16 protein-coding genes and 3 tRNA genes are annotated in these 21,137 nt (G+C 60.6%); all 19 read right to left on the bottom strand.

What is annotated here, in order from left to right:
- Entirely contained in the window at nt 1-1,236 is a 1,236-nt protein-coding gene (locus tag AB4N74_RS04685; protein ID WP_460098439.1) for a c-type cytochrome, read from the bottom strand.
- A gap of 2 nt (nt 1,237-1,238) precedes the next feature.
- Nucleotides 1,239-1,778, bottom strand: a complete 540-nt coding sequence (locus AB4N74_RS04680) for a (2Fe-2S)-binding protein (RefSeq protein ID WP_038369461.1) — start codon at nt 1,776-1,778, stop codon at nt 1,239-1,241.
- On the bottom strand, nt 1,771-4,602 hold the full coding sequence (locus AB4N74_RS04675; RefSeq protein WP_099758540.1) for a xanthine dehydrogenase family protein molybdopterin-binding subunit: 2,832 nt from the start codon (nt 4,600-4,602) through the stop codon (nt 1,771-1,773). The genes AB4N74_RS04680 and AB4N74_RS04675 overlap by 8 nt, the downstream gene beginning before the upstream one ends.
- A 411-nt stretch (nt 4,603-5,013) precedes the next feature.
- Nucleotides 5,014-5,090: transfer RNA gene (locus AB4N74_RS04670), tRNA-Asp, on the bottom strand.
- 93 nt (nt 5,091-5,183) lie between these two features.
- Nucleotides 5,184-5,260 (bottom strand) — tRNA-Asp (locus AB4N74_RS04665).
- A gap of 56 nt (nt 5,261-5,316) precedes the next feature.
- Nucleotides 5,317-5,392, bottom strand: a tRNA-Val gene (locus tag AB4N74_RS04660).
- A gap of 215 nt (nt 5,393-5,607) precedes the next feature.
- Nucleotides 5,608-6,384 (bottom strand): SDR family oxidoreductase, encoded by a 777-nt coding sequence (locus tag AB4N74_RS04655; protein WP_257358064.1) that lies wholly within the window; start codon nt 6,382-6,384, stop codon nt 5,608-5,610.
- Complete coding sequence (locus tag AB4N74_RS04650; protein WP_093432099.1) at nt 6,381-7,592, bottom strand: O-succinylhomoserine sulfhydrylase; 1,212 nt, start codon at nt 7,590-7,592, stop codon at nt 6,381-6,383. Before AB4N74_RS04650 ends, AB4N74_RS04655 begins: the two co-directional genes overlap by 4 nt.
- A gap of 73 nt (nt 7,593-7,665) precedes the next feature.
- On the bottom strand, nt 7,666-9,171 hold the full coding sequence (gene purF / locus AB4N74_RS04645) for an amidophosphoribosyltransferase (protein WP_016984539.1): 1,506 nt from the start codon (nt 9,169-9,171) through the stop codon (nt 7,666-7,668).
- A gap of 41 nt (nt 9,172-9,212) precedes the next feature.
- The gene (locus AB4N74_RS04640; RefSeq protein ID WP_007913461.1) at nt 9,213-9,773 is read right to left on the bottom strand and encodes a CvpA family protein; all 561 of its coding nucleotides are present in this window, start codon (nt 9,771-9,773) and stop codon (nt 9,213-9,215) included.
- A gap of 98 nt (nt 9,774-9,871) precedes the next feature.
- Entirely contained in the window at nt 9,872-10,522 is a 651-nt protein-coding gene (locus AB4N74_RS04635) for an SPOR domain-containing protein (protein ID WP_116255297.1), read from the bottom strand.
- The gene (gene folC, locus AB4N74_RS04630; RefSeq protein ID WP_460098435.1) at nt 10,506-11,813 is read right to left on the bottom strand and encodes a bifunctional tetrahydrofolate synthase/dihydrofolate synthase; all 1,308 of its coding nucleotides are present in this window, start codon (nt 11,811-11,813) and stop codon (nt 10,506-10,508) included. Before folC ends, AB4N74_RS04635 begins: the two co-directional genes overlap by 17 nt.
- Nucleotides 11,810-12,730 carry an acetyl-CoA carboxylase, carboxyltransferase subunit beta gene (gene accD, locus AB4N74_RS04625; RefSeq protein WP_007913458.1) on the bottom strand — a complete coding sequence of 307 codons (921 nt, stop codon included), beginning with the start codon at nt 12,728-12,730 and terminating at the stop codon, nt 11,810-11,812. Before accD ends, folC begins: the two co-directional genes overlap by 4 nt.
- 204 nt (nt 12,731-12,934) lie before the next feature.
- A complete protein-coding gene (locus AB4N74_RS04620) occupies nt 12,935-13,561 on the bottom strand; it encodes a phosphoribosylanthranilate isomerase (protein WP_093432090.1) in 627 nt (208 codons plus the stop codon).
- 65 nt (nt 13,562-13,626) lie between these two features.
- Nucleotides 13,627-14,451, bottom strand: coding sequence for a tRNA pseudouridine(38-40) synthase TruA (truA, locus tag AB4N74_RS04615; RefSeq protein WP_034152768.1), 825 nt, complete (start codon nt 14,449-14,451; stop codon nt 13,627-13,629).
- Nucleotides 14,452-14,723: 272 nt separating this feature from the next.
- Nucleotides 14,724-17,363 carry a FimV/HubP family polar landmark protein gene (locus AB4N74_RS04610; protein WP_460098433.1) on the bottom strand — a complete coding sequence of 880 codons (2,640 nt, stop codon included), beginning with the start codon at nt 17,361-17,363 and terminating at the stop codon, nt 14,724-14,726.
- Nucleotides 17,364-17,571: 208 nt separating this feature from the next.
- Nucleotides 17,572-18,582 (bottom strand): aspartate-semialdehyde dehydrogenase, encoded by a 1,011-nt coding sequence (locus tag AB4N74_RS04605; protein WP_093432083.1) that lies wholly within the window; start codon nt 18,580-18,582, stop codon nt 17,572-17,574.
- Nucleotides 18,583-18,826: 244 nt separating this feature from the next.
- The gene (asd, locus tag AB4N74_RS04600; protein WP_007913448.1) at nt 18,827-19,939 is read right to left on the bottom strand and encodes an aspartate-semialdehyde dehydrogenase; all 1,113 of its coding nucleotides are present in this window, start codon (nt 19,937-19,939) and stop codon (nt 18,827-18,829) included.
- Nucleotides 19,940-20,005: 66 nt separating this feature from the next.
- Nucleotides 20,006-21,088 carry a 3-isopropylmalate dehydrogenase gene (gene leuB / locus AB4N74_RS04595; RefSeq protein WP_003226430.1) on the bottom strand — a complete coding sequence of 361 codons (1,083 nt, stop codon included), beginning with the start codon at nt 21,086-21,088 and terminating at the stop codon, nt 20,006-20,008.
- Nucleotides 21,089-21,137: the final 49 nt, after the last annotated feature.

Genomic DNA, 21,137 nt, shown 5'->3' with positions numbered 1-21,137 from the left:
TCAGTGCGCCTTGTGCTCAATGGACGGTGCGTCGGCTTGCAGCTTCTGCACTTCACTCACCGCCAACTCAGCGGATTGACCACCCCAACCTTGACGCAGGTAGTTGAGCAGATCAGTCAGTTGCTCAGGACTGAGCTTGCCAGCGAAGCCCGGCATCGGTTGCATGCGCTCGAACCCGGAAAACTTCTGCTCGCCGATACCATCCTCGATCACGCGCAACAGGTTGCGTGGGTCTTCCAGACGCAACGTGGTATTACCGCGCATGGCCACCGCGATATGCGGCTTGCCTTCGCCACCGACCGCATGGCAACCGGCGCAGACGTTCAGGTATTCCTGCTGGCCGCGCTGGGCGCTGGCGCTGAGTTTCTCGACTGGCACTTCAACGAGGGCTTTGGCTGCCGGCGGTTTGTCGCCGAGCAGGAACGTCGCCATCGCCGCCAGATCGGCATCGCTCAGGCCTTGAGTGCTGTTGTGGAACACCGGGAACATCTCGTTGAACATCGTCCCTTGCGCGCTCATGCCGTGCTTGAGGAACGTGCCCAGATCCTGCTCGTTCCAGCCGCGCGCGGCCAGATCAGTGGCCAGCAGGCTCGGTGCCAGATAACCATTGAGGATGCCGCCAGTCAGACGCTTGTCCAGCTGCATTGCGCCCGGCAGGCCGCGCGGTGTGTGGCATTCGCCGCAGTGACCGAGTACTTCGACCATGTACTGGCCGCGCTTCCAGGCTTCGCTTTTGCCTTCGGCCGGCTCCAGTTTCAGGGCTTTGCCGTACATCATGTTCCAGCCGATCAAGCCCGGACGCACATTAAACGGGAAGCTCAGGCTGGTAACCGGGGCTGCGCGCTCGATCGGCTCGATGGTTTTCAGATACGCATGGATCGCATCCGAGTCTTCGCGCGGCATCAGGTGATACGAGGTATACGGCATAGCCGGATACAAATTCGCGCCATCGCGACGCTTGCCTTCAGTCAGCGCCGCGAAGAACTCATCATCGTTGTACAAACCAATGCCGTGCTCTTTGCTCGGGGTAATGTTGGTGCCGTAGATCGTGCCGAACGGCGACACAATCGGCAGGCCACCAGCGAACGGCGCACCACCGGGTGCAGTGTGGCAAGCCATGCAGTCAGCGGCGCGGGCGAGGTATTCGCCGCGCTTGACCTGATCATCGGCGTGGGCAAACAACACCGGCGCAGCGAGGCCGACCGCCAGGGTCAGGCGAGTCAGAAAAAGCTTCATGCTTAACCCTCCTTGACCAGGCCGAGATCGGTCAGCACGTTGCGGGTAGCGTTGTAGTAACGCACGTACCCGGTGCAACGGCAGACGTGATGGCCGAGGCTGTCCTCGATGACTTGTTCGAGCTTGCTTTGCACGGTCGGCTGGCGCTGCAGCTTCTCGACCAGCACGGTCGCGGCGTTGACGAAACCTGGTGCGCAGTAGCTGCACTGGAAGGCGAACTCGTCGACGAAGCGTTGCTGGATCGGATTCAGCTCGGTGACCTGGCCGCTCTCGTCACGCTTGGCGTGAGACTCGATGGTGCGGACTTTCTTGCCTTCGAAATAGTGCGCGCCGGTGATGCAAGTGCGCACTTCTTCGCTGGTGCCGTCCGGGTTATCGACGATCACCACGCAGGCGTGGCAGATGCCCTGACCGCAGCCCAGGCGCGAACCGGTGAGGTTCTTGTATTCGTGCAGGTAGTCGATCATCGGCAGGTCATCAGGGATGTCCACCGGGCCGACGGATTGACCATTGAGGGTCAGTTGAAGCGGACGGTTAGCCATTGAGGGCCTCCTTGATGCGCGCAGCAGTGATTGGCAGATCGCGAACACGTTTACCGATGGCGTGCGCCACGGCGTTACCGATGGCACCGACGATCGGGATCATCACCACTTCGGCGATGCCTTTGGACGGATCACTTGGCGACAGTGCCGGCAGAATCTCCGACGTCTGTTTCCACACGGCAACGTGACGCGCCATCGGCAAACGGTAACGGTTGAAGTTCCAGTCACCCTCCCCCGGCCCGCCTTCGTACAGCGGCATTTCTTCCATCAAGGCGTGGCCGATGCCCATGGCGATACCACCTTCGAGCTGGCCCTTGACCAGTTCTTCGACCAGCACCCGACCGCACTCGACCCACGAATGGTGGTTGAGCACTTCGACTTCCGCCGAGCCTTTGTTGACCTTCAGTTCGACCAGTGTCGCGACCGGGCTGTAGTAAGTCACGGCAGCGTTGTTCAACTGGACAACCGGGTAATTGATGTTCTGGCGATCCAACAGGTGGAAACCAGCGGTGTTCATCAGCGCCTTCTTCGCCTTCGGCGCGCCATCGCCATATTTCACCGCCAGACCGTCGAGCGGCAGCCGCTCGCGCACGCCGTCGATGCTGTATTCGGCCTCGGCCCAGCTCCAGCGGTTGAATGCGTGAACGGTAGCGCCGGTCACCAGGCCACGCTCGTGAGCGTGTTTGGCCAGCTCTTCGAAGCTCAACGGCTGCATGCCGTTGGCCGTGAGTTTGCCGTCGACCCAATGCGCATCTTCGCGACGCACCACGTAAGGGTTGGCTTGACCGCCATAAGGGCCCTGACGCCAGATTTCCATGGCCGCCGGCCACAAGCCGTTGTTGAACAGCACGCGTGCCGCTTCACGGGTGGCGTGACTGAAGTAGTACGCCGAGTTGGTCGCCGACGAAGCCGAAGCCAATTTGCCCACCCAACGCGGGTTGCGCAGCAGGCTGTCCTGCTCGGCCTGGCTCATGATGTAAGGGTTGCCGCTGGTGATCAGCTGCATTTCCTTCCACTCGGTTTCGCCAGTCTTCACTTCGTGCGCCGGGCTGCCGAGGAAATCGGCAACCACTAGGGCTTGCGAGGTGGACATGCCGGTGCCGATTTCAATGCCGATGTGGCGCAGAGTGATGCGACCGTCAGCCGTGAATTCGATGCTGGCCATCGGCGCTTCAGAACCGGTGCCGAAGTCTTTCTGGCAAATGGCGAAACCGACGCCGTACCAGTTGTCCGGGTCTGCCGCTTCGCGTTGTTTCTTGATCGCGTCGCGGTTTTTCCAGACTTCGTGCACCGAGGCTTTGTCGAGAATTTCATGCAGGCGCAGAGCACCGGCCGGAATCGCGCCCTGGGTGTTTTTCATGCCGGAACGCAGGGCGTTCTTGCGACGCAGATCGATCGCATCGACACCAAGGCGATTGGCGATTTCGTCGACCATCATCTCGGTCGCCGCCATGCTTTGCAGGGTGCCGTAACCGCGCATCGAACCCGCCTCAACACCACGCGAGTGATAGGCGGTGACCTGCAGGTCGTTCTGCGGCATGTAGTAGATCGACTGCGCGGCTGTTGCTCCCACTGCGGCTACGGATGGGCTGTAATTGATCCGGCCGCCACCGTCGACGCTCATTTCGGCACGGAAAATCTTGAAGGTGTAGTCATTCTTGTCCACGGCCAACTGGTAGCGGATGTCGAACGGGTGGCGCTTGATGCCACTCTGGAACTGCTCGTAGCGGTCGTTGGCCAGACGCACCGGCACACCTGCGCCATACAGCGCCGCGAGGGCTGCGTAGTAGACGAAGATGTTGTGGTCTTTGGAACCGTAACCGACGGTGTAACCCGGGTGCATGTTCAGGTTGTCGAGGCCGAAACGCGACGGCGCGATCATCTTCGCGGTTTCGGTCGCTGCCTCCAGCGGGCACTGGGTGGCCACGACGAAATGCAGGGTTTTGGTTTTCGGGTCGTACCAGCCGTTGCCGTTGTCCGGCTCCATGGCGGCCGGCTCGATCGACGGGGTCTTGTAGCGCTCGTCGAACACCAGCCAGTTGTCCGACGGCGTGTCGATCTCTTGCTTCATGCGGTCGGCGTAGAACAAGCCGCGCTCGGTCAGATTGCCGTGCAGGTTCGGCTGGGAATTCCACACCGGACGACGGTTCTTCAGCATCGGGAACAGGATCGAGTCTTTGAGGCTGGCGAATTCATCTTCGTCGGCCGAGGTCGCGCCGCCGACGCGCACGTAGCGGAAGCTGCCGTAGGGGTCGCCTTCGTAGAACGGCGCTACATTGCCATAGCGGATTGCTTTGTCATTGAATTTGAGTTTGTTCTTGGCCTGGCGGAAACGCTCGAAGTCGTTCCAGATCAGGATTGCCACCGGGTGGCCGATGAACATCGGCACTTTGCCTTCTGGCAGCAGTGGATCCGGCGCGTGCTCTTCGGGGAAGACGATGCCGTCCTTGTCCAGATCAGCGGCAGTGACAATGCGGTCAGGCTGCAAGTCAGCGCCAAGCCACGACAGGTCGTAGCCGTCGTAGATGCGGTCAGCCTTGATGGTTTTCAGCAGCATGGCGTGGCCTTGCTGTTCAGGCCAGCCCGGCATGTCCTTGGAACGGATGTCGCGAGCAAAGACTTTGCTGCCGCAGACCTTGGACAGTGCATCGTTGCGCTGACGCGCCTTGCCGTTGTTGCCGAGCCACTTCTCGGACGGCACGGTGACGGTGTTTTCCATCAAGGCAGCCAGCGCCTGACTGCTGAGCGGCGTGAGCGTGACGCTCACACCCGCCACCAGCCCGCCCTGGAGGAACGAGCGCCGGGATATTTCACGGTTGGACATGGATCATCCTCTGGGCGGTTATGTGTCCGCCCTTCTGGTTATCTACTGGGGAATCTCGAGTCTTGCAGAAGCCTTTCTTGGCTAAACGAAAGGCGTGATGACAGTGCAAAGCTGACCGAAAGGTTAACTTTAAAGGTTTCTGCGCTCGCAGCAAACAACCAGTTACAAAAATTTGACTAAAGGATCAGAAAATCAATGCGACGTGGCACCGCAGGAGCTCGTTGAACATACCAACGCTCCCACATGGGGATTTGTGTCGAATTCAGAATCAGGGGGAAGGAGCAGAGGGAAAAGCCAAATTTCAGACACAAAAAACCCCGGTCTTTCGACCAGGGTCTTTGCTATCGATTCCGAATCAGCCAACGGCTGTTTTCGGTGCTTCAAGGCGTTCAGTGGTCCTTGGAGCAGATATGGCGCAGCGGACGGGACTCGAACCCGCGACCCCCGGCGTGACAGGCCGGTATTCTAACCGACTGAACTACCGCTGCGTATCGCTTTGAGCTTGCGCTCAAGTAACTCGTTTTGACTGCAAGCTTCGGTGCTTTGCAATCGCGAACCAGACAAGTCTGATTCGTAAAATATGGCGCAGCGGACGGGACTCGAACCCGCGACCCCCGGCGTGACAGGCCGGTATTCTAACCGACTGAACTACCGCTGCGCGTCGGTGCAGGCACTTTCAGCCTACGCTCTTGCTTACGCAAGTCTCTCGGGGAGTGGTGGGTGATGACGGGATCGAACCGCCGACATTCTGCTTGTAAGGCAGACGCTCTCCCAGCTGAGCTAATCACCCGTTTGCATCTCCGAGGCCGCGAAATTTACGCAGGTAGCGAACCTAAGTCAATAGCAGGATTGAAGTTTTTCTGAAAAAGACGAAATTGTTTCGATCCTGCAAGACCGCCTTCGCGAGCAAGCTCGCTTCCACAGGGGATTGCATTCAAATGTGGGAGCGAGCTTGCTCGCGAAGGCGTCAGTTCATTCAACGCAAATTCAGGCGAAAAAGGCGACCTACTCGCTGTAGATCATCTTTTTCGTCATGCCGCCATCAACGACGAATTCCTGTCCGGTAACAAACCCGGCATTCCTTGACAGCAACCAGGCAACCATCGCCGCCACATCCTCGACCGTCCCTACCCTGCCCGCAGGATGCTGAGCATGGTCGGCATCGGCCAACGGCTCAGCGCGACGCGCAGAAGGATCACGCGCATCAATCCAGCCCGGACTGACCGCGTTGACGCGAATCTCCGGCCCCAGACTGATCGCCAGCGCATGCGTAAGCGCCAGCAAGCCGCCCTTGCTCGCCGCATAAGCCTCGGAGTCCGCTTCCGACTGCCGCGCACGAGTAGAGGCCAGATTGACGATCGAACCGTTGTGCGCACGCAGATACGGCGCACAGTGCTTGGCCAACAGCATCGGCCCACTGAGATTCACCGCCAGCACCCGATTCCAGTAAGCCAGATCGAGGCTTTCCAGTGTGATGTTGTGCGGATCAGCGACCGCCGCGTTGCACACCAGCGCATCGAGACGACCAAACTGACCCAGCACCTCAGCCACGCCGAGCGCCACCTGACTTTCCTCGGCAACGTCCATGGCAATGAACCAGGCATTTTCGCCCAACACCTTCGTCACTTTCGAACCGCGCGCCCGATCCAGATCGGTCAACACGACTTGCCAGCCCTCGCTGATCAGCCAGGCAGCGATGCCCAGACCGATACCGCGCGCAGCACCCGTGACCAGCGCAACGCGGCCATGGGTACCTGCTGTCGGCGTAGACAACTCGATCACAACGCGGCCAGACCGCGCGCCAGGTCGGCTTGCAGGTCAGCGACGTCTTCCAGACCGACCGCGATGCGAATCAGGCTGTCACGGATGCCCGCCGCTTCACGCTCTTGCGGCGCCAGACGGCCGTGAGAGGTGGTGCTCGGGTGCGTGATCGTGGTCTTGCTGTCGCCGAGGTTGGCGGTAATCGAAATCAGTCGGGTCGCATCGATGAAGCGCCAAGCGCCCTCTTTGCCGCCCTTGACCTCAAAGCTTACAACCGCACCGAAACCCTTCTGCTGACGCTGGGCCAGTTCGTGCTGCGGATGGCTCTTGAGACCGGCGTAATGCACCTTCTCAATGCCGTCCTGCTGCTCCAGCCATTCGGCTAGCGCCTGAGCATTCGCGCAGTGCGCCTTCATCCGCAGGTTCAGGGTTTCCAGACCTTTGAGAAAGATCCACGCGTTGAACGGGCTCAGGGTCGGCCCGGCAGTGCGCAGGAAGCCGACGACTTCTTTCATCTGCTCACTGCGACCGGCCACCACACCGCCCATGCAACGGCCCTGGCCATCGATGAACTTGGTCGCCGAGTGCACGACAATATCTGCACCCATTTTCAGCGGCTGTTGCAACGCTGGCGTGCAGAAGCAGTTATCGACGACCAGCATCGCGCCTTTGGCGTGAGCAATTTCAGCCAGTGCGGTGATATCGACCAGCTCGGCCAACGGGTTGGAGGGCGACTCGACAAAGAGCAGTTTGGTGTTGGATTTGATTGCCGCATCCCAACCCGACAGGTCGGCCAAAGGCACGTAATCCACTTCCACACCGAAACGCTTGAAGTACTTCTCGAACAGGCTGATGGTCGAACCGAACACGCTGCGCGAAACCAACACATGGTCGCCGGCACTGCACAGGCTCATCACCACCGCCATGATGGCGGCCATGCCGGTTGCGGTCGCAACGGCTTGCTCGGCACCCTCCAGCGCAGCAATGCGCTCCTCGAACGCGCGCACGGTCGGGTTGGTATAACGCGAGTAAACGTTACCCGGCACTTCCCCGGCGAACCGTGCGGCCGCGTCGGCAGCGGTGCGGAACACATAGCTGGAGGTGAAGAACATCGGATCACCGTGCTCACCTTCCGGCGTACGGTGCTGACCGGCACGTACGGCCAGGGTATCGAACGCTACGCCTTCGAGGTCGCTGTCCAGCCGACCGGCATCCCATTCCTGACTCATGCTGTCACTCCTTGCCGTATTCTCGAAAATTGAAAGTCAGATACAAAACCGGCCCCTCAGGGCCGGTGATAACTCAGTTGTTGTACAGATCGATGATCGCACTGACCGCCTGGGTCTTGACCTTCGAGGCATCGTTGCGTGCCTGCTCGATCTTGTCCAGGTAAGCCTCGTCGACGTCACCGGTAACATACTTGCCGTCGAACACCGCGCAATCGAAATTCTCGATCTTGATCTTGCCGCCGCCAACCGCTTCGATCAAGTCAGGCAGGTCCTGATAGATCAGCCAGTCAGCGCCGATCAGATCCGCCACGTCCTGAGTCGAACGGTTGTGTGCGATCAGTTCGTGCGCGCTTGGCATGTCGATGCCATAAACGTTCGGGAAGCGTACCGCTGGCGCTGCCGAGCAGAAGTAGACGTTTTTCGCGCCGGCTTCGCGGGCCATCTGGATGATCTGCTTGCAAGTGGTGCCGCGCACGATCGAGTCGTCGACCAGCATCACGTTCTTGCCGCGGAATTCCAGCTCGATGGCGTTGAGCTTCTGGCGAACCGACTTCTTGCGAGCCGCCTGGCCCGGCATGATGAAGGTACGACCGATGTAACGGTTCTTGACGAAACCTTCGCGGAATTTCACGCCCAGGTGGTTGGCCAGCTCCAGCGCCGCGGTACGGCTGGTGTCCGGAATCGGGATAACCACATCGATGTCATGCTCTGGACGCTCGCGCAGGATCTTCTCGGCGAGTTTCTCACCCATGCGCAGGCGAGCCTTGTAGACCGACACGCCATCGATGATCGAGTCCGGACGCGCCAGGTAGACGTGTTCGAAAATGCACGGGGTCAGGGACGGATTGGTCGCGCACTGACGGGTGTGCAGCTTGCCGTCCTCAGTGATGTAGACCGCTTCGCCCGGCGCCAGGTCGCGAATCAGGGTGAAACCGAGCACGTCCAGCGAAACGCTTTCGGAGGCGATCATGTATTCAACGCCTTCGTCAGTGTGACGCTGACCGAACACGATCGGACGAATGCCGTGCGGGTCACGGAAACCGACGATGCCATAACCGGTGACCATCGCCACAACGGCGTAACCGCCAACGCAGCGGTTGTGCACGTCGGTCACGGCGGCAAACACGTCTTCTTCGGTCGGTTGCAGCTTGCCGCGCTGGGCCAGCTCATGGGCGAACACGTTGAGCAGCACTTCCGAGTCGGAACTGGTGTTGACGTGACGCAGATCGGATTCGTAGATCTCTTTGGCCAACTGCTCAACGTTGGTCAGGTTACCGTTGTGCGCCAGAGTGATGCCGTAAGGCGAGTTGACGTAAAACGGTTGGGCTTCGGCCGAAGTCGAGCTACCCGCGGTCGGGTAACGGACGTGGCCGATCCCCATGTGGCCGACCAGACGCTGCATGTGACGCTGTTGAAAGACGTCACGCACCAGGCCATTGTCCTTGCGCAGGAACAACCGGCCATCATGGCTGGTCACGATACCGGCAGCGTCCTGGCCGCGGTGCTGGAGCACGGTTAGCGCGTCATACAGCGCCTGATTGACGTTCGACTTACCGACGATACCGACGATGCCACACATGCGACGCAACCCCTACTTAATGGATCTGAACTGAACAACACTCACTGAGGCGTTTTCGCCGACGGCAAGAGTTGCTCCTTGAACGGAATATCAGCGGGTACGCTGATTCCGCTGGCAAGCCACTGACTGCTCCACCCGAGAATCAGGTTTTTGGACCAATCAGCGACCAATAGAAATTTTGGTACGAGCTGTGATTCTTTCCACCACCCGTCCTGCTGTACCGGCCCCAGGCTCAACAGCCCGACCGCCACGACCACCAGCAACACGCCACGCGCTGCGCCGAAGGCCATGCCGAGGAATCGATCGGTCCCGGACAACCCGGTGACGCGAACCAACTCGCCGATAAGATAATTGATCATTGCGCCCACGATCAGTGTGGCGACAAACATGATGGCACAGCCCGCGATCACGCGAGCCGATGGGGTTTCGATGTATCCGGCGAGGTACTCGGACAATGAGCCACCGAACATCCAGGCGACGACTCCTGCGATGATCCAGGTCACCAGCGATAATGCTTCCTTGACGAAGCCGCGGCTCAAACTGATCAAAGCGGAGATGGCGATGATTGCAACGATCGCCCAGTCAACCCAGGTAAATGGCACAGTGCAGCCTACAGACGGATAAGGCGGCGCATTTTAGCAGAGCGCATGCCTCTCGGTAAGCTGCGATTGTCAGTGCATTTCAATCGAGGCGATAGTTTTTAACCACGCTCGGGCTGGAAGCGCACGACAAAGCCCTTGAGGTTCTGCTGACGACCCAACAGATCACGCAGACGATCGGCTTCGGCACGCTCGATCAGCGGACCGACAAACACCCGATTCTTGCCATCGGCCGAACGGATATAGGCGTTGTAGCCTTGGCTGCGCAGGGTTTTCTGCAAACTCTCTGCACTGGCGCGACTCGACAGACTGGCCAACTGCACCGACCAGCTCACCGACAGGCCATTGGCATCGACGCGGCTTTGCGTGGTGTCCGGCTTGCTCGAGGACGCAGTGATCGGCTGAGCAGGCGCCGGAATCGGCTTGGCCACCGCCGGCGGCGCAACAGGCTTGGTGATCATGATGGGAGCCGTCGGCGTCGCGGCGACGGGCGCAGCAGGCGCTGTGTCTTCGGCGACTTCTTCATCAGTCGGCACCGGCTCTTGCGGCAAGGCTTGCGGCTCGGGAACAGCCACCGTCTCCATCTGCACTTGCGGCACGACAGGCGCTTGCGGCGCGGCGGGTGCTTCGACGGTCACCTGACGTTGCTCGTCCTGACGGGAAAACAGCATCGGCAGGAAAATCACTGCCAGCGCGACCAGCACCAAAGCGCCAACCATGCGCTGCTTGTACGCTTTATCCAGCAAAGCCATTTGCCGCTTCCTCCGTGGAGCGCCGGGCCAGCCATTCAAGGGCCTCGGCGACACAATAAAATGATCCGAACAACAGAATCTCGTCGTCACTGGTGGCTACTGCGCACTGCCCTTCCAGCGCAGCGGCGACACTGTCGTAAGACGTGACCGACGCACCAAGGTTCTGCAATGCAGCGTTTAATTCAGCCACCGGACGGGCACGCGGAGAATCCAGCGGCGCCACCGCCCAATGCTCGACACTAGCATTCAATTCGCTGACAACACCATCCAGATCCTTGTCGGCCAACAGACCAAACACCACCAGGCGCTTGCCGACCGGTGGTCGCGAGTCCAGACGACGAGCCAGATACTCGGCGGCATGCGGGTTATGCCCGACATCCAGCAACAGGTTCAGACGCTTGCCGTTCCAATCGAACGAGCGGCGATCCAGTCGACCGACCACACGAGTCGCCTGCAAGGCCGCGACAATCTGCTGCGCATTCCACGGCAAACCGAGCAGCAAGTACGCCTGCAACGCCAACGCGGCGTTCTCCATCGGCAGATCAAGCAGCGGCAAGTCACGCAATTCGACAACCTGACCCCGCGCGTCGGTGCCGCGCCACTGCCAGTGCTGATCGGTGATACCGAGGTCAAAATCACGCCCGCGCAGGAAGAACGGACAAGCCAGTTCACGCGCCTTGTCGAGCAACGGCTGCGGAGGATTCAGATCGCCGCACAGGGCTGGCTTGCCCTGGCGGAAGATCCCGGCCTTCTCGAAAGCCACGGATTCGCGGGTGTCGCCCAGATAATCGGCGTGATCGACGCCAATACTGGTAACCAGCGCGATATCGGCATCGACCACGTTGACCGTGTCCAGCCGCCCGCCCAGCCCGACTTCCAGCACCACCGCATCCAGCCCGGCCTGCTGAAACAGCCAGAACGCCGCGAGGGTGCCCATTTCGAAGTAAGTCAGGGAAGTGTCGCCGCGCCCGGCCTCGACTGCTGCGAAGGCTTCGCACAGCTGCGCGTCAGTGGCTTCGACGCCATTGAGCTGCACCCGCTCGTTGTAACGCAGCAGGTGCGGAGAATTGTAGACACCAACGCTCAGACCCTGCGCCCGCAGCAATGAAGCCACGAATGCGCAGGTCGAACCCTTGCCGTTGGTGCCGGTGACCGTGATCACCCGAGGCGCCGGCTGGCCCAGCCCCATGCGGGACGCTACCTGTTGTGAACGCTCCAGGCCCATGTCGATGGCCGAAGGATGCAACTGCTCAAGGTAGGCGAGCCATTCGCCAAGGGTGCGCTCGGTCATAGGCCAGCAGGTACCGGTGGAACCACGATCGGCTCGATTGGCGCGGCGACGAATTTCGGCGTCGGCTTGCCAGTCATTTGTGCCAGCAGGTTACCCAGACGCGGGCGCAGTTCCTGACGGTGGATGATCATGTCGATCGCGCCGTGTTCCAGCAGGAACTCGCTGCGCTGGAAGCCTTCCGGCAGTTTCTCACGCACGGTTTGTTCGATAACGCGCGGACCAGCGAAGCCGATCAGGGCTTTCGGCTCACCGACGATCACGTCGCCAAGCATCGCCAGACTCGCCGAAACACCGCCGTAGACCGGGTCGGTCAGCACGGAGATGAACGGAATGCCTTCTTCACGCAGACGCGCCAGCACTGCCGAGGTCTTGGCCATCTGCATCAGCGAGATCAGCGCTTCCTGCATGCGCGCACCACCGGAGGCGGCAAAGCAGATCATCGGGCAGCGGTTTTCCAGCGCGTAGTTGGCGGCGCGAACGAAGCGCTCGCCGACGATGGCGCCCATGGAACCGCCCATGAAGGCGAATTCAAAGGCCGAAACCACCACCGGCATGCCCAGCAAGGTGCCGCTGACGGAGATCAGCGCGTCTTTTTCGCCAGTCTGCTTCTGGGCAGCGGTCAGGCGATCCTTGTACTTCTTGCCGTCGCGGAATTTCAGACGGTCAACCGGCTCCAGATCGGCGCCCAGTTCGTTGCGACCTTCAGCATCGAGGAAGATGTCGATGCGTGCACGTGCGCCGATGCGCATGTGATGGTTGCATTTAGGGCAAACGTCCAGGGTCTTTTCCAGCTCTGGACGATACAACACCGCCTCGCAAGACGGGCATTTGTGCCACAGACCTTCAGGGACCGAGCTCTTCTTGACCTCGGAACGCATGATCGAAGGGATCAGTTTGTCTACTAACCAGTTGCTCATGCTTTCTTTCTCCAGTACCGGCGGCCCGAACGCTCTGGTTCGCAGCCCCGCGTATGCCCTTCAGCTAAATTCATGTGTGTGGCGATGGTTGGTGGAAAGCCACGGTCAGCGCGAAACATGACCTGCGTGCGATCCAGAAACCCTCAGCCGCGCCTGCTTTGTGCAAGTGCATTGATGGACGGCGGCAGACTGCCAGCCGTCACATCAATATGGCGCTTTGCGTACCGCGTTGATGAACGCGCGAATCTTTGCGTGATCCTTGATGCCTTTGCTCACCTCTACCCCACCGCTGACGTCTACCGCGTATGGTTTTACCCGAGCCACGGCCTCTGTGACGTTCTCTGGGGTCAAACCACCCGCGAGAATCAACGGCTTGCTCAAACCTTGCGGAATCAATGACCAGTCGAAGGCCTCGCCGGTTCCACCCGGTACGCCTTCGACATAAGCGTCGAGCAGTACACCGCTGGCGCTCGGATAGGCATCCACCGCTGCGGCAATATCATCTCCCGCCTTGACCCGCAACGCCTTGATGTACGGGCGATGCCAGCCTTCGCAATCTTCAGCGGCTTCGTCGCCATGGAACTGCAACAGATCCAGCGGCACGGCATCGAGGATTTCCCCCAACTCGCAGCGGCTGGCGTTGACGAACAGGCCCACGGTGGTCACGAACGGCGGCAATGCCTGAATAATCGCTCGCGCCTGCTGCACTGTGACCGCACGCGGACTCTTGGCATAGAACACGAACCCGATCGCATCCGCCCCGGCCTCAACGGCGGCCAGCGCATCTTCTATGCGGGTAATCCCGCAGATCTTGCTGCGAACGGCTGACATATCGAGAAAAACTCCGAGGCAAAATCCGGGAAAGTCCCGGATGGTAACAAAAGCGTTCGAGGGCGTCAGCCGTCAAGTTCGGAGAAACCCGTAAGGAAATGTGGCCCGATAAAACGCTCGGGCAACGGGAATTCGTCGTGGTACTCGACTTGCACCAGATACAAGCCGTACGGATGCGCCGTAACGCCACCGGAACGGCGCTCGCGGCTTTCCAGCACTTCCTTCATCCACTCCACCGGACGCTCGCCGGCACCAATGGTCATCAACACGCCAGCGATATTGCGCACCATATGATGCAGGAACGCATTGGCGCGTATATCGAGCACGATCATCTTGCCGTGGCGGGTCACGCGCAGGTGGTGCATCTTCTTGATCGGCGACTTGGCCTGGCACTGGCCGGCACGGAACGCACTGAAATCGTGGGTGCCGATCAGGTACTGCGCAGCCTCAGCCATGCGCTCGACGTCCAGCGGGCGGTGGTTCCAGGTGATTTCTTCGTTGAGATGCGCCGGGCGAATCTGATCGTTGTAGATCACATAGCGATAACGCCGGGCGATGGCTTTGAAGCGCGCATGAAAATGCGCCGGCATCACCCGCGCCCAACTGACACTGATGTCGTGAGGCAGATTGATATTGGCGCCCATAACCCAGGCTTTCAGCGAACGATCGACGGTCGTATCAAAGTGCACCACTTGCCCGCAGGCATGCACGCCGGCATCGGTGCGCCCGGCGCACTGCAGCGAAACCGGTGAATTGGCGACTTTCGACAGCGCTTTTTCGAGCTCTTCCTGCACCGTTGCCACACCCGTCAACTGACGCTGCCAGCCGCTGTAGCGCGAACCTTTGTACTCAACGCCCAGCGCGACGCGGTAAAAGCCGTCGGGGGCCATTTCGGCGACCGGGTTATCTATGTTTGCCAAGGTGGGACAGCCTGCTGTTTGTGCAAAGGCGGGCATTATAAGGCTGTGGTTCAGGGATGCCAGAGAGTTCTCTGTCGCCTGTAACACCGCTTTCGCGAGCAAGCTCGCTCCCACAGAGGAAATGCATTCCAAATGTGGGAGCGAGCTTGCTCGCGAAAGCGGTGGATCAGACACCACTGAATCCGGCACAAACAAAAACGGCAGCCTCAATGGGCTGCCGCTTTCGTTTACCGCTGGCCTTACTACAAGCTCGAGAGCATTTCCTTGGCCTCGCCACGTTGTTTCTCGTCACCCTCGGTCAACACTTCGTTGAGGATGTCGCGCGCACCATCGCTGTCGCCCATGTCGATGTAGGCCTGAGCCAGATCGAGCTTGGTCGCCGCTTCGTCGGTGCCGGCGAGGAAGTCGAAATCATCTTCGCCCAGATCATCACCCTTCATTGCATCGGCTTCGGTGAAGGTCGGTTCGGCGATGCTTTGCGACAGGCGATCCAGCTCGGCGTTGACGTCATCCAGCTCAGCCGCGAACGCATCCGGTTCGGCCGCTGGATTGCTGTCCATTTCGTCGGCCAGCGACAGATCGAAATCGGCCGGCAGCTCCAGATCATCTTGTGGCACGTCAGCCACCACTGGCGCCTCGACCGGCGGCAGATCCTTCACGCCTTCGTCCAGGTCCAGCAGGAAGTCATCGTCCGCCAGATCAACCGCTGGAGCTGCCGGCTCGGCACCGAGGTCCAGATCGAGGTCGAAGTCCGACAGATCATCCAGATTCTCTTTGATGTCGGTCTGCTGTTGCAGCACCGACTCGAAGCTCAGGTCGTCGTCCGCCGGGAATTCGTCCAGCTCGACCGGCGCTTCAGGCTCAACCACCGGCGCTGGCTCTACCGGCGTGATGTTGTCGAGATCGTCCAGGCTCAGATCAAACGCGCTGTCGAGGTCGTCTTCCACTGGCGCTGGCGCCGGTGCTTCAGGCTCATCGAGCAGCAGATCCTTGACGTATTGCGCATCCAGCTCGGCAGCCACGGCGGCAGCGGCCAGACCACTGGCAGCGACGACGGCCATGGCCGGGAAGCGGCTTTTCAGTTCTTCGACCTTGGCGAAGTTGTCGCCGTTGGCCACCAGCTGACGCTCCTGACCGACGAACGCGTCGCGGTCGCCCTGCTGACCGTAGACTTCCATCAGCTTCAGACGCAGATCACTGCGCTGCGGCTCCAGGCTGACGCCCTCTTCGAGCAGCGCGGCAGCCTGATTCAGGCGACCGGCGTTGATATGCGACTGCGCCTTGTCGAGCACGTCATCGGATCGCTCGGCGGCGGGAGCTACCAGCGGCGCGGCAATCGGCTCAGCCATCACGATCGGGGCGACTACCGGAGCCACTACGGGTGCAGGTGCCGGAGTGCTGAGCTTGACGCTCGCCGCCGGGGTTTCCAGACCTTCGAAGCTGCTTTCCGGCAGATCCTGCTCGGCGGAGAAATCTTGCTCTTCCGACAGCGCGCGGGCCATGCGCATGTGTTTCTCGGCCTCTTGCTGTGCTTTGCGGCGACGCGCCAGCAGCAACAACAGGAGCAGCAGAACCACAGCACCGCCGCCCACCAGCCCCAGCAGGATCGGGTTGGTCAGCAGTTCGTTAAAGGTTTTCTCGTCTTCGACCACCGGTTTCGGCGTAACCACTGGCTCGACGACTGGCGTTTCAGCCGGTGGTGCAATGGCGGACTCTGGCGTCGGCGCTGCGTCTGCCGGAGTAGCTGGCGGGGTGGCGGCGAGCTCAGCCGTGATTGCAGGCACCGCCGATGCGGCAGGATTGGTGGCCGGCGCAGTGCCCGCACCTTCAGCTTGCAGTTTTGCCAACTGATTGTTCTTCAGCTCGATCAGCTTTTGCAGCTTGTCCAGCTGACTCTGCAGATCGGACATGCGGCTTTTCAGTTCCTCGTTGTCACGACGGGTCGTGTCGAGGCTTTCCTGAGTGACCGCGAGCTTGTTGCTCAGTGCCTTGGCATCACCTGCCGGGCCTTTGCCGCGCGCCTTGGCGCTTTCAGCGGAGACCAGGCTCAGATTGTCCTGGGCGTTCTGTGCTGCACCGGTGTTACCGCGACCACGGTTGGTCGCATCGAGCTGCTGCTGACCAGTGCCCGGTTTGGCCACATAACGACGACCCTGACGCCAGGCTTCGTTCTGCGCAGCGACTTCGGCAATCGCTTTCGACTGCGGCAATGCCGTGCTTTGCACCGCATCCGGCAGACGCAACACCTGGCCGGTTTTCAGGCGGTTGATGTTGCCACCGATGAATGCATCCGGGTTCAGCGCTTGAATGGCGAGCATGGTCTGCTGCACCGAGCCGCCGGTACGCGCCTTCGCGGCAATTTCCCACAGAGTATCGCGCGGCGTGGTGGTGTATTGCGTCGGGTGCGTGGCGCCAGTGGTCGGCGCGGCGATGGTCTGCGACGGCGCTGGCTGTGCGGCGGCGTCAGCGGTCTGTGGCGAGAACTTCGACGGATCCAGCAGCACACTGTAATCGCGCAGCAAACGGCCGTTCGGCCACATCACCTGCACGAGGAATTTGACCATCGGCTCCGACAGCGGCTTGCTCGACGTTACGCGCAGCACGCTTTTGCCGCTGGCGTTGAGCACCGGGGTAAAGGTCAGATCGTTGAGGAAGGCCTGGCGGTCGACGCCGGCCTTGGCAAAATCTTCGGGTGAAGCCAGGCTCGGCACCACTTCGGCAGCAGTGAGATCCTTGACGTCGAGCAGTTCGATTTCAGCCACCAGCGGCTGGTTCAGGGTCGACTTCAGGGTCAGCTCCCCGAGCCCGAGGGCATGCGCCATACCGGAGGACAGCGCCGAGGCGGCCGCTATTGCTAACACCAGTTTGCGAACTTGAACCATAGCCTCATCCTTTGTTTGAACGTTCCTCGGCCAGCGAGAAGATGTTGAATACCGCTGCCGTAAGGCATTGCGCGCGACGACGACAGATGTCGCGCGCGATCATTTCTTTGATGCCCCGGAAAGTCCCGGAGGGTGACACGTTATCAAGCAATCTGGGCAAGCATAGCGCTCACCTAGAATCAGTCGACAAATTGTTGCCAAGTATCTTTTACAGCAGGTCTTTTATCAACAATTCAGCCACCTGCACAGCGTTAAGGGCCGCGCCTTTGCGTACGTTATCTGACGTCAGCCACAGATTTAGTTCCGCCGGATCGTCGACACCGCTGCGCACGCGACCGACATAAACCACATCCTGCCCCACCGCGTCACCGACCGCAGTCGGGTAGTCACCGGCCTCGACCAGCTCGATACCCGGCGCATCTTCGAGTGCAGCGTTGACTTTTGCCAGGTCGACAGCCGACGTTGACTGCAAGGTCACGCTAAGGCTATCGCCAAAAAACACCGGGGCTTGAACGCAAGTTGCGGAAATCTTTAATAAAGGCTTCGCCAGCACCTGACGCAACTCGCGCACCAGACGTTTTTCCAGCAGCGTATGGCCCTGCGCGTCGGGCGTGCCGACCTGAGCCAACAGGTTGAAGGCCATCTGCCGATCAAAGAACGTCGGCTCCAATGGACGCATGTTCAGCAGCTCGGCGGTTTGCCGCGCCAGCTCGGTCACGGCCTCGCGCCCCTGGGCGGAAACGGCCAGATTGGCGGTGACGTTGACATATTGCAGGTCAAGCAGATCAAGCAGTGGCGCCAGCACCACGGCGAGCGATGTGGCCGACGGGCTTGGGCTGCTGATCTGAAACGGCGCTTTCAAACCAGCGAGCACTTCGGCGTTGGCTTCGGGTACTACTTGCGGCGCCTGATCGGCCGGCAGCGCGCCGGACAAGTCGATCAGCGAGCAACCGGCGGCGTGGGCACGGGCGGCGTAGCTCAGGGTAATCGCCGGGCCTGCGGCGAAAAACACCAGTTTGACCTTGCTGAAATCGAACTCGTCGACTTCGCGAACGCGCACGTTCTTGTTGCGGTACAGCACCGAGCTGCCGGCGGATTCGCTGCTCGCCAGCAGGTGCAGGGTGCCGACCGGGAAGTCGCGTTCTTCGAGAATCTGTACGAGGGTTTCGCCGACAGTACCGGTGGCGCCGATCACGGCAATATCTAGGGTCTGGGTCATGGTGCGAGCCTCTGGCGAAACGGGGGGAGCGGCACTTTACCGGGTGACTGGCGCACAGGCAATTTCTGCCCACCCAGATCATTCCCACGCTCTGCGTGGGAATGCCGCATCGGACGCTCTGCGTTCGGCTTGTAAAGGGACGCGGAGCGTCCCGGAATGCATTCCCACGCAGAGCGTGGGAACGATCGGCATAAAAAAACCCGCACCTCTTTCAAGGCACGGGCTCTTTCATTGCTTCAAGCGATCAACGCTCGAGCAAAATCCGCAGCATGCGACGCAGCGGTTCGGCCGCGCCCCACAGCAGTTGGTCGCCGACGGTGAAGGCACCGACGAACTGCGAACCCATGTTCAGCTTGCGCAGACGACCCACCGGCACATTCAGGGTGCCGGTAACCTTGGTCGGGCTCAGCTCCTGCATGCTGATCTCGCGCTGGTTTGGCACCAGTTTGACCCAAGGGTTGTGCTGGCTGATCAGCCCTTCGATGTCGGCGATCGGCACGTCTTTGTTCAGCTTGATGGTCAGCGCCTGGCTGTGGCAACGCATGGCACCGATGCGCACGCAGATGCCATCGACCGGGATCGGGCTCTTGAAGCGGCCGAGGATCTTGTTGGTCTCGGCCTGGGCCTTCCACTCTTCGCGGCTCTGGCCGTTCGGCAGTTCCTTGTCGATCCACGGGATCAGGCTACCGGCCAGCGGTACGCCGAAGTTTTCGGTCGGGTACGCTTCGCTGCGCATGGCATCGGCCACGCGACGGTCGATGTCGAGGATCGCGCTGGCCGGATCAGCCAGTTGATCGGCGACAGCGGCGTGGGTCGCGCCCATTTGCTTGATCAGTTCACGCATGTTCTGCGCGCCGGCACCCGAGGCCGCCTGATAGGTCATGGCGCTCATCCACTCAACCAGACCGGCTTCGAACAGACCGCCCAGGCCCATCAGCATCAGGCTGACGGTGCAGTTGCCGCCGATGTAGTTCTTGGTGCCCGCGTCGAGCTGCTGGTCGATGACCTTGCGGTTGACCGGATCGAGAATGATCACCGCGTCATCGTTCATGCGCAGGCTCGAGGCCGCGTCGATCCAGTAACCCTGCCAGCCGGCTTCGCGCAGCTTGGGGAACACTTCGCTGGTGTAGTCGCCGCCCTGGCAGGTCAGGATCACGTCGAGGGTCTTCAGCTCGTCAATGCTGTAAGCATCCTTGAGCGGAGCAATGTCCTTGCCCACGGACGGGCCTTGGCCACCGACGTTGGACGTGGTGAAAAACACCGGCTCGATTAGATCGAAATCCTGCTCTTCCAGCATCCGCTGCATGAGCACGGAACCGACCATCCCGCGCCAACCGATCAGACCTACACGTTTCATCGCAACTACACCTTCTTGAAAAGTGGGCCGCTGCTTTGTATTGAATTTCGCAGCGGGCCCGAGAGATTACAGATTCCGCAGCGCGGCGACTACTGCGTCGCCCATTTCCTGCGTACCGACTTTGGTGCAACCGGCCGAATAGATGTCGCCAGTACGCAGCCCTTGATCAAGGACAACGCTGACAGCTTTTTCGATAGCATCAGCCGCGTCGTGCAGATTGAAGCTGTAACGCAGCATCATCGACACCGACAGAATGGTTGCCAACGGGTTGGCGATGCCTTTGCCAGCGATGTCCGGCGCCGAACCGTGGCACGGCTCGTACATGCCCTTGTTGTTGGAGTCCAGCGAGGCCGACGGCAGCATGCCGATGGAGCCGGTGAGCATCGACGCTTCGTCGGAGAGGATGTCGCCGAACATGTTGTCGGTGACGATCACGTCGAACTGCTTCGGCGCGCGCACCAGTTGCATGGCGGCGTTGTCGACGTACATGTGGCTCAGTTCGACTTCCGGGTAATCCTTGGCCACTTGCTCGACCACTTCACGCCACAGTTGGCTGGACGCCAGCACGTTGGCCTTGTCCACCGAGCAGAGCTTTTTGCCACGGACCATGGCCATGTCGAAACCGACACGGGCGATGCGGCGGATTTCGCTTTCGCTGTACGGCAGCGTGTCGTAGGACTGACGCTCGCCGTTTTCCAGGGTACGGGTGCCGCGTGGCGCGCCGAAGTAGATGCCGCCGGTCAGTTCACGGACGATGAGGATGTCCAGGCCAGCAACGATTTCCGGCTTCAGGCTCGAAGCATCGGCCAGTTGCGGGTACAGAATCGCCGGACGCAGGTTGCCGAACAGGCCCAGTTGCGCACGGATTTTCAGCAGGCCACGCTCGGGGCGGATGTCGCGCTCGATGGTGTCCCATTTCGGGCCACCGACGGCGCCCAGCAACACGGCGTCCGCAGCGCGAGCGCGGTCGAGGGTTTCATCGGCCAGCGGCACGCCGTGCTTGTCGATGGCGGCGCCACCGATCACGTCATGGCTCAGCTCGAAGCCCAGGCTGTATTTGTCGTTGGCCAGCTCCAGCACCTTGACCGCTTCGGCCATGATTTCCGGACCAATACCGTCACCTGGGAGAATCAGAATCTGCTTGCTCATGCTTTCCTCGTGTCTTCAGTCGGTGCGCCAACTTAGGCGCGCCCGGAAA

This window comes from Pseudomonas sp. H3_C08 (genome assembly GCF_054669455.1).
This window is presented reverse-complemented; position numbering and strand designations above follow the sequence as displayed.

What these genes read in the sequence shown, in the direction of transcription:
- AB4N74_RS04685 (WP_460098439.1), bottom strand. Translation starts at nt 1,236, where the DNA reads ATGAAGCTTTTTCTGACTCGCCTGACCCTGGCGGTCGGCCTCGCTGCG.
- AB4N74_RS04680 (WP_038369461.1), bottom strand. Translation starts at nt 1,778, where the DNA reads ATGGCTAACCGTCCGCTTCAACTGACCCTCAATGGTCAATCCGTCGGC.
- AB4N74_RS04675 (WP_099758540.1), bottom strand. Translation starts at nt 4,602, where the DNA reads ATGTCCAACCGTGAAATATCCCGGCGCTCGTTCCTCCAGGGCGGGCTG.
- AB4N74_RS04650 (WP_093432099.1), bottom strand. Translation starts at nt 7,592, where the DNA reads ATGAGTCAGGAATGGGATGCCGGTCGGCTGGACAGCGACCTCGAAGGC.
- purF (WP_016984539.1), bottom strand. Translation starts at nt 9,171, where the DNA reads ATGTGTGGCATCGTCGGTATCGTCGGTAAGTCGAACGTCAATCAGGCG.
- AB4N74_RS04635 (WP_116255297.1), bottom strand. Translation starts at nt 10,522, where the DNA reads ATGGCTTTGCTGGATAAAGCGTACAAGCAGCGCATGGTTGGCGCTTTG.
- folC (WP_460098435.1), bottom strand. Translation starts at nt 11,813, where the DNA reads ATGACCGAGCGCACCCTTGGCGAATGGCTCGCCTACCTTGAGCAGTTG.
- accD (WP_007913458.1), bottom strand. Translation starts at nt 12,730, where the DNA reads ATGAGCAACTGGTTAGTAGACAAACTGATCCCTTCGATCATGCGTTCC.
- AB4N74_RS04620 (WP_093432090.1), bottom strand. Translation starts at nt 13,561, where the DNA reads ATGTCAGCCGTTCGCAGCAAGATCTGCGGGATTACCCGCATAGAAGAT.
- truA (WP_034152768.1), bottom strand. Translation starts at nt 14,451, where the DNA reads ATGGCCCCCGACGGCTTTTACCGCGTCGCGCTGGGCGTTGAGTACAAA.
- AB4N74_RS04610 (WP_460098433.1), bottom strand. Translation starts at nt 17,363, where the DNA reads ATGGTTCAAGTTCGCAAACTGGTGTTAGCAATAGCGGCCGCCTCGGCG.
- AB4N74_RS04605 (WP_093432083.1), bottom strand. Translation starts at nt 18,582, where the DNA reads ATGACCCAGACCCTAGATATTGCCGTGATCGGCGCCACCGGTACTGTC.
- asd (WP_007913448.1), bottom strand. Translation starts at nt 19,939, where the DNA reads ATGAAACGTGTAGGTCTGATCGGTTGGCGCGGGATGGTCGGTTCCGTG.
- leuB (WP_003226430.1), bottom strand. Translation starts at nt 21,088, where the DNA reads ATGAGCAAGCAGATTCTGATTCTCCCAGGTGACGGTATTGGTCCGGAA.